13 protein-coding genes are annotated in these 12831 nt (G+C 63.2%); 3 read left to right on the top strand and 10 right to left on the bottom strand.

The genetic code is table 11. The annotated features are described in order from the left end of the window. Window positions 1–75: 75 nt before the first annotated feature. From H8A92_RS12570 to ccmI, 4 genes are read right to left on the bottom strand one after another with little or no spacing between them, the layout of a single operon-like run. Window positions 76–582, bottom strand: a complete 507-nt coding sequence (locus tag H8A92_RS12570; RefSeq protein ID WP_229196095.1) for a cytochrome c-type biogenesis protein — start codon at window positions 580–582, stop codon at window positions 76–78. Next, complete coding sequence (locus H8A92_RS12575) at window positions 582–2567, bottom strand: heme lyase CcmF/NrfE family subunit (RefSeq protein ID WP_229196096.1); 1986 nt, start codon at window positions 2565–2567, stop codon at window positions 582–584. Before H8A92_RS12575 ends, H8A92_RS12570 begins: the two co-directional genes overlap by 1 nt. After that, entirely contained in the window at window positions 2564–3061 is a 498-nt protein-coding gene (ccmE, locus tag H8A92_RS12580) for a cytochrome c maturation protein CcmE (RefSeq protein ID WP_229196097.1), read from the bottom strand. The genes H8A92_RS12575 and ccmE overlap by 4 nt, the downstream gene beginning before the upstream one ends. A 59-nt stretch (window positions 3062–3120) precedes the next feature. Beyond that, window positions 3121–4251, bottom strand: coding sequence for a c-type cytochrome biogenesis protein CcmI (gene ccmI, locus H8A92_RS12585; protein ID WP_229196098.1), 1131 nt, complete (start codon window positions 4249–4251; stop codon window positions 3121–3123). A gap of 464 nt (window positions 4252–4715) precedes the next feature. Between ccmI and H8A92_RS12590 the strand changes: the two genes are divergently transcribed. Beyond that, a complete protein-coding gene (locus tag H8A92_RS12590) occupies window positions 4716–5381 on the top strand; it encodes a hypothetical protein (protein ID WP_229196099.1) in 666 nt (221 codons plus the stop codon). Window positions 5382–5500: 119 nt separating this feature from the next. On the opposite strand, the gene H8A92_RS12595 is transcribed toward H8A92_RS12590, so the two are convergent. Further along, window positions 5501–6895, bottom strand: coding sequence for a hypothetical protein (locus H8A92_RS12595; RefSeq protein ID WP_229196100.1), 1395 nt, complete (start codon window positions 6893–6895; stop codon window positions 5501–5503). A gap of 323 nt (window positions 6896–7218) precedes the next feature. Beyond that, window positions 7219–7965: a molybdate ABC transporter substrate-binding protein gene (gene modA, locus H8A92_RS12600; RefSeq protein ID WP_229196101.1), complete on the bottom strand. Its 747-nt coding sequence runs from the start codon at window positions 7963–7965 to the stop codon at window positions 7219–7221. Window positions 7966–8238: 273 nt separating this feature from the next. Between modA and H8A92_RS12605 the strand changes: the two genes are divergently transcribed. Further along, entirely contained in the window at window positions 8239–8949 is a 711-nt protein-coding gene (locus H8A92_RS12605) for a hypothetical protein (RefSeq protein ID WP_229196102.1), read from the top strand. A 119-nt stretch (window positions 8950–9068) separates the two neighbouring features. Here the strand turns inward: H8A92_RS12605 and H8A92_RS12610 are convergent, their stop codons facing one another. Continuing rightward, window positions 9069–10445, bottom strand: coding sequence for a sensor histidine kinase (locus H8A92_RS12610; protein WP_229196103.1), 1377 nt, complete (start codon window positions 10443–10445; stop codon window positions 9069–9071). A gap of 218 nt (window positions 10446–10663) precedes the next feature. Further along, window positions 10664–11326: a response regulator transcription factor gene (locus H8A92_RS12615; RefSeq protein WP_163154879.1), complete on the bottom strand. Its 663-nt coding sequence runs from the start codon at window positions 11324–11326 to the stop codon at window positions 10664–10666. 311 nt (window positions 11327–11637) lie between these two features. Between H8A92_RS12615 and H8A92_RS12620 the strand changes: the two genes are divergently transcribed. After that, window positions 11638–11796 carry a sigma factor-like helix-turn-helix DNA-binding protein gene (locus tag H8A92_RS12620; RefSeq protein ID WP_229196104.1) on the top strand — a complete coding sequence of 53 codons (159 nt, stop codon included), beginning with the start codon at window positions 11638–11640 and terminating at the stop codon, window positions 11794–11796. Between the two features lie 478 nt (window positions 11797–12274). Here the strand turns inward: H8A92_RS12620 and H8A92_RS12625 are convergent, their stop codons facing one another. Both H8A92_RS12625 and H8A92_RS12630 read right to left on the bottom strand, forming a co-directional pair. Then, the gene (locus H8A92_RS12625; RefSeq protein ID WP_229196105.1) at window positions 12275–12469 is read right to left on the bottom strand and encodes a hypothetical protein; all 195 of its coding nucleotides are present in this window, start codon (window positions 12467–12469) and stop codon (window positions 12275–12277) included. A 125-nt stretch (window positions 12470–12594) separates the two neighbouring features. Next, window positions 12595–12771, bottom strand: coding sequence for a hypothetical protein (locus H8A92_RS12630; RefSeq protein WP_229196106.1), 177 nt, complete (start codon window positions 12769–12771; stop codon window positions 12595–12597). Between the last annotated feature and the right edge of the window lie 60 nt (window positions 12772–12831).

The following is a 12831-nucleotide window of genomic DNA, read 5'->3' on the forward strand; positions in this document are numbered from 1 at the left end:
GAATTAAACTTTGGTAATCGAGCCGACCCGGGCTGCGGCAGAATAGCGCGGGCAAATAAACGACTTAGTAAGGAACTAAAGCGGCTTGTCCGGCGCGGATTCCACCGCCAGCAGCCGTTCCAGCCGCGCCTGCTCGTCGGACGTCAATGCGGGGCTGGAATCGCCCCCGGCAGCGGCCGGATCTGCCTTGCGGCGCCCGAAGCGCCAGAGCGCAAAACCGCCCAGCAAGAGCGCCAGCGGCGGGGTCAGCCACAGCACCAGCGTATGCTCGTTGAGGCGCGGCTTCAGCAGCACGAATTCGCCGTATCTGGCCACCAGGAAATCGATCACCTGGCGGTCGCTGTCGCCGGCCGAGATGCGTTCGCGCACCAGCAGGCGGAGGTCGCGCGCCAGCGGCGCCTCCGAATCATCGATCGACTGGTTCTGGCAGACCATGCAGCGCAGCTCTTTGGAGAGCTCCCGCGCCCTCGCCTCCTTCGCCGGATCCGCCATGATCTCGTCGGGCAGCACGGCGCGGGCCGGCATCGCACCGAGCATCAGGGTTGCCGCAAGTACGGCGGCTGCAAGAGCGCGCGACCGCATCACTCGGCCGCCTGCAAGGCGCGCACGGCGGCTTTAGCCGGCTTCGGCGCGCCGACCCGCAAGCGGCGGTCGGACAACGACAGCAGGCCGCCGAACGCCATCAGCACCGGCCCCCACCAGATCATCAGCACCAGCGGCTTGTGATAGATGCGCACCGCGATGGTGCCGTCGGCCGAGGTATCACCTAACGATATGTAGAGCTGGCTGGCGCCGCGGGTCAGCAGCGCGGCCTCGGTGGTCGAGGCGCCGCGGGTAGTGAAGTTGCGCTTCGACGGGGTCATCACGCTGACCTTCTCGCCGTCACGCGTCACGGTGAATTGCGCGACCATCTCGCGGAAGTTCGGCCCCTGCCGCGGGTTCAGGCCATCGAGCCGCAGCTCGTAGCCGGCGACGCGGGCGACGTCGTCCGGCTTCATGGAGCCGATATATTCGCTGTTCCAGGTGGTCTCGCAGACGATCCCGATCAGGGCTATGCCGAGACCGGCATGCGCAAACGCCGTGCCCCAGGTGGCACGCGGCAGACCGCGGGCACGGCGCAGCGAGAGCGACAGCGGAATCCGGAACAGCGCGATGCGTTCGGCGAGATCGCACAGCGCGCCCATGATCACGAACGCCGCAAGCCCGATCGCAAGCGGCGCCAGGGTCGCGCCGCCATGGGTCCACGCAAGCACCAGCGCGATGGCAACCAGGGCGGTGATGCCGGCGACCATCAGCCGCTGCGCCGCGCCGAGCAGGTCGCCGCGCTTCCAGGCCAGCAGCGGCCCGAACGGCACCGCGAGCAGCAGCGGCACGAACAACGGCGCAAAGGTGAAATTGAAGAACGGCGCGCCGACCGAGATCTTCTCGCCGGTCAGGACCTCGAGCGCCAGCGGATACAGCGTGCCGATGAACACCGTCGCGCACGCCGTGGTCAGCAGCAGATTGTTGAGCACCAGCGCGCCTTCACGCGAGATCGGCGCGAACAGCCCGCCCTGCTTCAGCGCCGGCGCGCGCCAGGCATAGAGCGACAGGCTGCCGCCAATGAAGACGAACAGGATCAGCAGAATGAACACGCCGCGCGTCGGATCGGTGGCGAAGGCGTGAACCGACGTCAGCACGCCGGAGCGCACCAGGAAGGTGCCGAGCAGCGACAGCGAGAAGGTCAGGATCGACAGCAGGACGGTCCAGACCTTCAGCGCGCTGCGCTTCTCCATCACCAGCGCCGAATGCAACAGCGCAGTGCCGGCCAGCCACGGCATCAGCGAGGCGTTCTCGACCGGATCCCAGAACCACCAGCCGCCCCAGCCGAGCTCGTAATAGGCCCAGTAGGAGCCCATCGCGATGCCGAGCGTCAGGAAGATCCACGCCATCAGCGTCCACGGCCGCACCCAGCGCGCCCAGGCGGCGTCGATCCGCCCTTCCAGCAGCGCCGCTACCGCGAACGAGAACGAGATCGAGAAGCCGACATAGCCGAGATAGAGCATCGGCGGATGCACCGCGAGGCCGATGTCCTGCAGCACCGGATTGAGGTCGCGTCCCTCGATCGGCGGATTGGCGATACGCAGGAACGGATTCGAGGTGATCAGGATGAACAGATAGAAGGCGCTGGCGACCCAGGCCTGCACCGCCAGCACATGCGCGCGCAGCGACAGCGGCAGATTGTTGCCGAAGGCGGCGACCAGGCCGCCGAACAGCGCCAGGATCGACACCCACAGCAGCATCGAGCCTTCATGGTTTCCCCACACGCCGGTGATCTTGTAGAGCAGCGGCTTCAGCGAATGCGAATTCTCGTAGACATTGGCGACCGAGAAATCCGAGGTGACGTGCACGGTCACCAGCGCGGCGAACGAGGCCGCGACGAACAGCAATTGGGCGAGCGCGGTCGAGCGCGCGACGTTCATCAGCGCCGCATCGCGCCAGCGCGCGCCGACGATCGGCACGATGGACTGGATCAGCGCAAGCGCGAGAGCGAGCACCAGGGCATAATGTCCGCTTTCGGCGATCACCGCATGGCTCCCTGGGTCGGCGCCGCAGAGGCGCTCGGCATATCGCCCGGCTTCTTGCCGTAATCGTCCTTCCAGTGGCCCTGCTTCTTCAGTGCATCGGCGACGTCCTTCGGCATGTAGGTCTCGTCATGCTTGGCGAGCACGGTGTCGGCGCGGAACACGCCCGACGCATCGAGCGCGCCTTCCGCAATGACGCCCTGCCCCTCGCGGAACAGGTCCGGCAGGATGCCCTTATAGGCGACCGGCAACGTCGCGCCGCCGTCGCCGACGGTGAAGGTCACCGCGAGGTTGTCGCCGCGCTTGAGCGAGCCTTGTTCGACCAGGCCGCCGAGGCGGAAGCGCTTGCCCGGACCGAGATGCTTTTCGGCGACCATCGACGGCGTCGAGAAGAACACGATGGAATCGCGTAGCGCGTTCAGCACCAGGCCCGCGGCGATCGCGAGCACGACGAGCGCGCAGCCGATCAGTGTCAAACGCCGTTGCTTCCTGGTCATGGTCTATCCTTGCGCATGACGTCATCCGAAAACCGCGGTGCACTTTTCGGCGTCATGCTCTATCCATCCAACCCGAGATTCTTCAGCCCTTCATTGAGCTGACGCAATCGGTCCGCATCGTTGGCGACAGCCTGACGGGCATCGGCGAGCGCGCTCATCGCCTTGTCGCGCTCCCCCATCACGAGATAGGCGCGGACCAGCCGCAGCCAGCCTTCGACGTCGTCGCCGTTGGTCTTCAGCCGCGTCGCCAGCCGATCGACCATGCCCTTGATCATGGTGCCGCGATCGGCCTCGCTCATGTCCTTGGCCGCCGCCACCGCGCCGTCAGGCAGCCTCGGCGCGCTGACGCCCGGTGGGACGTCTGGCACGCTGCCGCCGACCCGAACCAGCGCGGCCTGTACCAGAGGCCGCCACGGCGCGTCGGATGGCCCCTTCGCCAGCATCTTCTGCCAGAGCGCCGCGGCGTCGGCCTTGCGGCCGTCCTGCTCGGCGGCGAGGCCGAGGAAATAGTTCGCCTTGGCATCGTCGCCATTCAGCGCGACCGCGCGCTCGAACTCCGCTTTGGCCTCCGCGGTGACGACGCCGCCGGCGCTCCCCATCAAGGCCTCGCCGAGATCGGCGCGGCGATCGGCGCTGTCGCCGGCATAGGTGATGGCGTTGCGATAGGCGCGCACCGCGTCATCGTAGCGGCCGAGCCGCGACAGCACCGGCGCCAGCACCGTCCAGCCGCGGCCATCGGTCGGGTTCTTCTCCAGATGGGCCTCGACCTGCGCGACCAGATTGGTGAGCGGCTGGTTGGCATCGGCCACCCGGCTGCGCTCGGCCAGCGGAAAGTCGCCGAGGCGTGGCGAGCCAAGCGCGAGATAGAAACCCGACGCAATCACCGGCAATCCGACCAGCGCGACGATCGCGGCAGTCCGTCGCAGGTTGAGACTGCCCTGCACCGGCTCTTCACGTCCGCTCTGGTCGGCGGCGGCAAGCAACCGGCGGCTGATCTCGATCCGCGCAGCATCAGCCTCGGCGGCGCCGATGATCCCTGAGGCCATGTCGCGATCGATTTCGGCGAGCTGGTCCCGGTAGACCACGACCTCGCTGCCGCCCGAGTCCGCCCGCTCGCGGCGGCTGAGCGGCCACAGCACGGCAAAGATCGCCGCGACCGTCATCAGCGCGAACACAAACCACAGCGTCATCAAGCGGTTCCCGGATGGAACGGCGGCTTCCGGCAAGCCACCTTAGAATCGCTTTACACCACCGGCGGCGAGCCCGGCAATTGACAATTACTGGATCGACCGAAGGTCGAAATCGGGCGATTTTCCGGTGCCGTCCCGGCGGTATTGCACCGGTGTCTCGGAGCGAAGGCGCGCGCCACCAAAATATCGAAAACAACCCCATGCACAGTAGCCGACTGGCGCCGGCGCTCGATTGACGGTTGACACGTCGGGCAACTCAAGTGCACACTTCCATTATTCCGAAATATCGCAAAGGGTTGTCGTCCCGCCTTGGCGGGGTCGTTGGTTCGCGTTGAAATGCTCGCGAACTAGGGTGCATCTAATTGTTGACCCATGGGATTGTCCGGCGGTGCTTCCCCTCAGGGCGCGACTTTGCAATTAAATGAACTGTCACCGTGATCGGACAACAACTGAAGACGTCGCCGATGAAATCGAGAGTCGTTGAATTTCGGACCGCGTTCGAGGCCCTTGGATATCGGAGAACGCCTGAGTACGAGGTCTTTGGCAAAGGTGATCTTTGGTACATTTTTGACGGAAGCACGTCGGGGGTCACCCATGTCGCTTACTTGGCATACAAGCCTGCACTGCGTGCGTATGCTCCCCAGTTCGGGGTGTTCAACGCTGCCTCGCGGACGAAAGTCATGGCTGCATTGCCGGCGATTTTTCCGTATCTCCACCCGACGTTTGGAAACGATACTTGGCCCTTAAGTCGGCGGCCGTGCTGGACCCTTTTTGACGCGGCACGCCAACTTGGCTGGCAGAGAATGTGTGTGCCAGACCCTCAGGCTCCGGATAGTTGGCCAATCCGTCTGAACGAAATGGTGGAGGAGCTTCTCAAGCCGACATTCTGGTCAATCGAAACCCCATCCGGAATCAAGGCTTTGCTCCTGAAAGGAAAAAAGAAGTTCGAATGGACCGTTAGCTACTCAGTGTTGCGCGTTGCAGAAATTGTCGCACTCGCCAAGTCTTTATCGTGCGATGAGAACTCCATCAGAAAGAGACTGGCGGAGCACGAGTCCAATATCGTACGGGATATGTATGGGTCGAAAGACTTTAATGAAATGCTCGGTAGGTTCCTGCGTACGATATAGTGTGACTTGAATTCGGAGATGGCCCCGGAATCCTGCACAGGACGACAGGTGGAAATTGCGGTGATTGGCCATCACTGCAATTCCTTGTTCTTTCCCGCCCGTTATTGTCCGCGGAACTGCTACCCCGCCCGCGACGACTTCCGCTCGCCGGTCACGGCATTCTCCGCCGCCCGGTTCATCAACGAGGCGTAGTCGTGGCCGAACAGCACCTCGCAGAAGCGGATCGCGGCCTTGACCTGCTGCTGGCGGAAGGCGCGGACCCGGGCGTCGCCGCCGCGCAGTGACTGCACCAGGCCCTCGGTCGACTGCTCGACGTAATGTTGCAGGTCGGAGAAGGTCCGCAGCGTCACCTCGTTGATGGCGAGCTCGCTGGCATAGGTGCGGCACACCGCGACGAAATCGATCAGGGCGGCGGCGTCCTCGACCTCGGACGCATCGATCTTGGCGCCGGCCGTGATGTCCTTGTCGGCACGCTGGCGCAGGATGCGGCGGACCCGGCCCGGCACGCTGTCGATCTCCGATTGCAGCGCGTTCGAGGTGTCGGCGCGAACCGAGGTCAGCTGGCGGCCCCAGGTGGAATCGTTGCGCAGGTCGAGCTCGGTGCGCAAGCCGCGGACACCGTCATGCAGGGTCTTGAGCTGCTCGCCGACATAGTCGAAATGTCCGCGCCTGATGTCGGTGCGCAGACAGGCCGCGACGAACGACAAATCATGCAGCGCGATGGTGACGGCAATGCCATAGGGCGTTGCCGCAACCCGCAACTCGTCGTCGGAGGCCGCCATCTTGATGGCGAGGCGAATGATCTGCCAGGGCGCAGCGAGCCGCTGCGCGATCAATGACAACGCGAACGGCAGCAGCTGCGGCGTCTGGAGCGACGGCAGCTTGAGCGCCTCCATCGCGGAGGCGATCTGGGAATCGGCAAACACCCGGATCTGACTCGGCAGCCGGCTGCCGAGGGTTTCCAGGGCTTCACGGGCCTGCAGCACAAGACCGATCGGCAGCAGGTCCTCGACCACGCTCGGCGGACCGACGCGCGACAGTGCGCGCTGACGGTCGTCCTGCGAAGGCCCGGCGATCTTGAGGATGGCTTCCGCAGCCGCCAGCTGGAACTTGCGCGCGGCGATCTCGATCGGCCCGCTCTCGGTGGCCGCCGCCAGCGCCGCCTCGAATTGACGGGCCGCCTCGGGCGCGCCCTCGCGGGCCAGCCACTGCCAGATCGGCAGCAACGAGGCACGCCGGAGCTGGCCGGGGCGGGTCGGGAAATTGGTCTCGGCAAGGAACGGCTCCAGCGGCCGGAACAGCAGCCGCGCCGGATCGTCGCTGCGCGGCTCGATCTGCTCGTCCGCCTCTGCCCCGCGCACGATCTTGCGCAGCTGCTCCAGCACCAGATTGGCGATCGCGACATCATCGCCGCGTTCGACGGCGCGCTCCAGCTCCCGCATCAGCAACGCCTGCGATTGCGGCGGAAGCTGCGCGAGATAATCCCTCAGCCGCTCGATCGATTTCTGGCTCATGCGCCCGGTCGTGAAAGCTTGGTGCCCGGCAAACGCCGCAGCCCGTCCGCCCGCGATGATAGAGGTCGGCGCGTTAAGAAGCCGTTTAGGAATGATGGCGGCGCCGAAGCGAGTGCCAGGGCGCGTACTGGGACGCCCGCTTTCAGGGGCGAAGCAGACACGCGACCTGATGTCCAGGGATATCGGCTTGTGACCCCATCGCGACAAATCCAGCAGGGCTCGCATAGGTCTCATCTCTGAGGCAGAGCCGACGTGATTTGCTCACCGCAAGTATTACGGCTCGTGACCCTTAAGCGACATCGCGTCGAAATAACGGGAAGCGATCAGCCTGGCTCTAGGCCATGCTTCTTGATGATCGGTGCAGCGGCCGGTGCGGTGAGGAATTTAACCAACGCCGTAGCGGCGTCCGCCTCCTTCGTCGCACTATGAATGCCGCCCGAATATACGGTAATGTTCTGGATCTCTGCCGGGAGCGGTCCAAGAATTTGGATGCCCTTCACGGGAATGAGCTCACTCACCTGGTGAAATCCGATCTCGGCCTCGCCACGCGCGACCACTTCACCCACCGGTTCACCCGGCTTCACCGTGGCAATTTTCGATTCGACCTGGTCGGAGATGCCGAGCTTCTGAAACATGCTGACGAGATAGATGCCGCTCGCTCCGGCAGAGTAGGCGACGGATTTTGCTGCGAGCACTGACCGTTTCACGGCGTCTGCGGAGCTGATATCGGGCCTAGGTGTACCAGCGCGCACCGCAACTCCGATGCCCGATTTCGCGAAATTGACGCGACTGTTGGCGACAAGTTTACCTTGCTTGATCAGCTCTTCAGTTCCGCTGTCGCCCAAGATGATCAAATCGGCGGCTTCGCCGGCCGCAATGCGTTTCTGGACATCGGGGGTGCTTGACCACGCCACAGAGACCTTGTGACCTGTCGCCTTCTCGAACTCGGGGATCAATTCGAGATACGCATCCTTCATTGCAACGGAGGCAAGGAGTTTGATTTCGGAAGCTTGGGATATATTCGGTAGGAGCAGAGTTGCTGCCACGGCGACAATAAATCGCGCTTTCATGATCGTCCTCCCTGTGAGACTACTTCCCCGGCTAACCGAGCATTGACCGTACATCATCGTGGCGCCTATCTCGACTGGCTTCTTGAACACGTCATCAGCCCGGGTTGATTTCCGCTGTTGGCCCCAAGCGGACAGTCTCGCGGTCAGCCGCCGTTGTCGCCTTTTGACCCGTAGCGGACATCGATGATCAGGCAACTTTGAGTTGATCGATTAACTCCAGTAGAAGGGATTGTCTGTCATCACGACGGCCCACTTAATGGCCTGGGCTCTGCAATGAAGTTGGTTCTCGCACAGTCGGCAATTGCCGCAGCGGCGGCATGTCTCTTGATCGGTGCGGCAGCATTCGCCGACGTTCCCTATTCCTTTTCCGATCATCCATCGCAGGACGGCCGGTGCATCGGCGACCATGGCGTAGGCGATATTGATCGCTCGGAGAAAGCGTGTCTGGAACAGGTTGGCGAACTGGCCCGGCGCATTGGTCCCGGTTTGCAGTTGACGTTTAGGAACGGGAGGACGCGTACTTATCTCAACGAAGAAGCGAAGTGTCAGAGCAGTGACGCTGACGGGTGCGTAAAATATCAACTTGTCGGCTATTTTCCTGAGCACGATCTTATTTTGATCGAGATCGATTATTGGGAAGGTGTCAGCTATCGTCTTGTATGGGCTGACGCGGGCAACGATACGAGCATCGTTGCACCTCCGCACTATTCACCGGATAAGCATTGGCTGGCATCCGTCGCCTCGGGTGAGGGGCCTTCGGGCCCTCCTAACGGAATGGATATAGTTCCGAGCAAGCCAAGCTCATCTCTTAATGAGTGGCACTATCGCACTCCGGATGACGGTAAATGGCTCTATGAATTTACTGGTTGGGACGGAAACGCCCGCGTCAACCTTCTTGCCTCGTCGTTGGGAGCGCCACAACGAAGCACTCCGACCTCTATCGAGCGCCGAAAGGGTGATTGGCACCTAAGGGAACCGCAGTGAGAGACACGTTGGCCGACTTCCGCTATTGGCCCTTAGCCGACATGACTAAGCGCGCCTCTCTTGTCCGCTTCTAACGATAATGCGGATGTCGTTCGGCGGGCGGATTTATGGGTACACGCCTAAACCGCCGGCAGGACCAGCTCGGCCCGCAAGCCGCCGATCGGCGCGTCGTTCAGGGTGAGATTGCCGCCATAGAGGCCGGCGAGATCGGTCACAATCGACAGGCCGAGCCCCGAACCGGGCTTCGATTCGTCGAGCCGTTGGCCGCGCCGCGACACCTGGGCGCGCTCGGCCTCCGACAGGCCCCGCCCGTCGTCGTCGACCACGATGCGTAGCCTGGGTCCGGCGCCCGAGGCCTGCGGCGGAACCACGGCGACCTCGATGAACACTTGCGAAGCCGCCCATTTGCAGGCGTTGTCGACGAGATTGCCGACCATTTCCTCCAGATCCTGCCGCTCGCCGCGAAACCGCGCCGCCGGATCGGCCTTCGCCTCGATCGAGAGATCGCGATCGCGATGGATCTTCTCCATGGTCCGGCGCAGCGCCTCGATCACGGGCGCAACGTCGGTGATGGTGCTGACGATGGTGGCACGGGCGGCGATCCGCGCCCGCTCGAGGTGATGGGCGACCTGGTCACGCATCACGCCGGCCTGCTCCAGCACCTTGCTGGCGAAGGGATCGGCGGCATGCGCGGCCGCCTCGTTCACGATCACCGACAGCGGCGTCTTGATCGCGTGCGCGAGATTGCCGACATGGGTGCGCGAACGCTCGACGATCTCACGGTTGGCGTCGATCAGCGCATTGGTCTCGCGCGCGAGCGGCGCGATCTCGACCGGGAACCGACCCTCCAGCCGCTCGGCGCGGCCGGAGCGGATATCGGCAATCGAATCCGAGATGCGCTTGAGCGGCGCCAGGCCGTAGCGCACCTGGAAGATCGTGGTCAGCAGCAGCACGATGCCGAGGGCTGCGAAGGTGCCGCCGAGGTAGTAATCGAAGCTGCGGGTCTCATCGAAGATCTCGGTGGCGTCGCCGGCGACGCTGACCAGGAACTTGCCGTCGGCGCCGAGATCGACCGGCCGCTCCACCACGCGCAGGCTCTGACCCTCGGGCCCGTCGACATAGCCGAGGCGGACGCCGGCGGCGGTCAGCTCGGCGCCGTGCTCCTCTAGCTTCGGCAGCTTCTTGTCCCACAGCGAACGTGAGGCGCGGGTCTCGCCCTTTTCGGTGTCGGTGCGGGTGATCTGCCAATACCAGCCCGACAGCGGCAGGTCGAACAATGGCTCGCCGAGCGACTGGAACTGGCGGTCGGCCGGCTCGTCCGGCGTTGCCACTTCAGCGATCAGGGTGCGCAGATAGAGATTGAGCCGGCGGTCGAAGGCGCGCTCGGTGGCGTCGCGATAGACCGACGACAGGATGACGCCCGTGATCGCCAAGATCACCACCACCCAGGCGGTCGCCGAGACGAACAGGCGTGTCGCAAGTGAGCTGCCGCCCATCAGGGCACGCGCTCGAACAGCGTGTCGGCGGCAACAGACATCAGGGATTCAGACATCAGCGAATCCAGTCCTCCCGGCGCGGATCATGACAATGCCCGTGTCCACCAATCAAGCACTCCAAGAGCATGATCCGATTGTACAGGATATGCCCTCATCCTGTTGTTTGGCCGCGTTTTCCTTACGTGAGCGACGGGGTATCCGCGTCGCTCGAAAACGCTTTAAGTGGGCGGCGACAGCATGTAGCCGAGGCCGCGAACCGTCTGGATGATATCGACTTCCAGCTTCTTGCGGATGCGGCCGACGAACACCTCGATGGTATTGGAGTCGCGATCGAAGTCCTGGTCGTAGAGATGCTCGACCAGCTCGGTGCGCGACACCACCCGTCCGGTGTGGTGCATCAGATAGTCGAGCAGATTGTATTCGTGCGAGGTCAGCTTGATCGGGTTGCCGTTGACGGTGACCCGCTTGGTGCGGGTGTTCAGTGCCACCGGACCGCAGACCAGCTCGACCTGGGCATGCCCGGTGGCGCGGCGCAGCAGCGCGCGGATGCGCGCCAGCACCTCCTCGAGATGGAACGGTTTTGCGACATAGTCGTCGGCGCCGGCATCGAAGCCCTGCACCTTGTCGCTCCAGCGGTCGCGCGCGGTGAGGATCAGCACCGGCATCACCCGCTTGTTGCGCCGCCAGGCCTCGAGCACCGAGATACCGTCCATCTTCGGCAGGCCGATATCCAGCACGACCGCGTCGTAGGGCTCGCTATCGCCAAGGAAATGCCCCTCCTCGCCGTCGAACGCGCGATCGACCACATAGCCGGCGTCCGTCAGCGCGGTGGTGAGCTGGCGGTTCAAATCCGGGTCATCCTCAACGACGAGCAGACGCACTTTGGCCTCCGAGAGTGAGCATTGCGATATTCCGGCATCAAATGAGGCTTCCGGCCGTGAACGGCCTATGAATGGATTCGCAAGGCAAAGCTTATTTTTTCGTCAGGTGCACCATCCCGGGAACCCGCGCAAGCGCGACTGGTTCCCGCGAATATACGCGCGCCGGATCGGGTCGGGTTTCAATTTTGAGTATCGAGGTACCTAATATCCTGAAGCAATGCCGGGTTTACCGGGAAACACCGGACAGACAGGGTTCTCGGAGTTTGCAATCTCTAGCTGGCATTTCATGACTGATAGCTTTGGAGAATGCGTTGCCGGCCTGGATGGAAGAGGAAGAACAGCGCCTGCTGCGGATGATCCGCGAAACTGGCCTTACGCAGCGCGAGATCGCTCAGAAGCTCGGCCGCACCGAAGCCGCCGTGAGCGCACGGCTAACGATAATCAGAAAGCGCCTCGCAGAGGGAAACTAGGATCGCCCGTTAAGCATGCGGACGATTTGTTTTACCTTTGATTCACACAGGTTAATTGACCAGCTCACACTTTGATTCGATGATCCAGCCACTGGGTCGGGCTGTTTCATTAAGTTCAAGTTTTAAGCCCAGAGGGGCCGTCTATTATCGGCAAGCGGCGGTTCGGCGTGAGAATGGGAATAAAGAGCGGCCCCGGCATTGACCCTCCAAGGGTGCCGGGGCCGCATCTTTTTGCAGGAACCACCGTCGCGACATCCGGTTGACCAGCGGTCCCGGTGCCTAAGACGGACAGCACTTGGACGCGGCCTCAGCGTTTCCCCGGCGCTGGGGCCGTCTCTTTCGAATGAGCCCTATGGTTCACCGCATAACCAGCCAGGCCACGCTTGCGGCCAGGACCAGCAACGACACTGTCGCAGCGCAGACAAAGGCGATCCCGACGCTGTCGATGCGATGATGGTGTGCATGCATGACAGACCTCCTAAGTGGAGCCGGGCGAGCGTAACCACTCGCTCATGCTTGCCCCGGCGTCGGCCTGCCGGGCCAGCTCGAGTATAGCCTCTTTCTCGGTGCCCGGGGCCAGCGCTGCGGCCTGTTCGCGCAGGCTCTCGGCTCTCGCGATAAGACGCTCTTCGAGCGAATTGGTTTGCTTGACGCGGTTGCGTCGCTTCGTCATGTGCGGCTCCGTTGCCATTCAGAAGGCCAGAGCGCCACACGCGATCCAATCGCCGGGTGCCAAAGGTGATGCGCGGCGACCACGGTCAATTGTCAGGTTGGCGTAATGTTCCTAAATCGAAACCATCAACCCGGCCCGGGCTCGCCCATGGCTTTCTCGACTTCGGCAGCCAGCGCGCGGTGATGCGCAGCGAGCTTGGCGAACAGCTCTTTCTTGGTCGGATTGGTCGCCAGCTTGCTGATCAGCTCGCACTCTTCCGCCTCGACACGAAGCTTCTCCAGGTGCGCTTGCATGTCCTTCATTGGATGAACTCCCCCGAGACCAAAGTGAGATCATCATACATGGAACTCGCGGGGCAATAA

This window comes from Bradyrhizobium acaciae (genome assembly GCF_020889785.1).
In the GTDB taxonomy this organism is placed as follows: domain Bacteria; phylum Pseudomonadota; class Alphaproteobacteria; order Rhizobiales; family Xanthobacteraceae; genus Bradyrhizobium; species Bradyrhizobium acaciae.

What these genes read in the sequence shown, in the direction of transcription:
- H8A92_RS12605 (WP_229196102.1), top strand. Translation starts at nt 8,239, where the DNA reads ATGAAGTTGGTTCTCGCACAGTCGGCAATTGCCGCAGCGGCGGCATGT.
- H8A92_RS12625 (WP_229196105.1), bottom strand. Translation starts at nt 12,469, where the DNA reads ATGACGAAGCGACGCAACCGCGTCAAGCAAACCAATTCGCTCGAAGAG.
- H8A92_RS12590 (WP_229196099.1), top strand. Translation starts at nt 4,716, where the DNA reads ATGAAATCGAGAGTCGTTGAATTTCGGACCGCGTTCGAGGCCCTTGGA.
- H8A92_RS12610 (WP_229196103.1), bottom strand. Translation starts at nt 10,445, where the DNA reads ATGGGCGGCAGCTCACTTGCGACACGCCTGTTCGTCTCGGCGACCGCC.
- H8A92_RS12595 (WP_229196100.1), bottom strand. Translation starts at nt 6,895, where the DNA reads ATGAGCCAGAAATCGATCGAGCGGCTGAGGGATTATCTCGCGCAGCTT.
- H8A92_RS12630 (WP_229196106.1), bottom strand. Translation starts at nt 12,771, where the DNA reads ATGAAGGACATGCAAGCGCACCTGGAGAAGCTTCGTGTCGAGGCGGAA.
- H8A92_RS12570 (WP_229196095.1), bottom strand. Translation starts at nt 582, where the DNA reads ATGCGGTCGCGCGCTCTTGCAGCCGCCGTACTTGCGGCAACCCTGATG.
- ccmE (WP_229196097.1), bottom strand. Translation starts at nt 3,061, where the DNA reads ATGACCAGGAAGCAACGGCGTTTGACACTGATCGGCTGCGCGCTCGTC.
- modA (WP_229196101.1), bottom strand. Translation starts at nt 7,965, where the DNA reads ATGAAAGCGCGATTTATTGTCGCCGTGGCAGCAACTCTGCTCCTACCG.
- ccmI (WP_229196098.1), bottom strand. Translation starts at nt 4,251, where the DNA reads ATGACGCTGTGGTTTGTGTTCGCGCTGATGACGGTCGCGGCGATCTTT.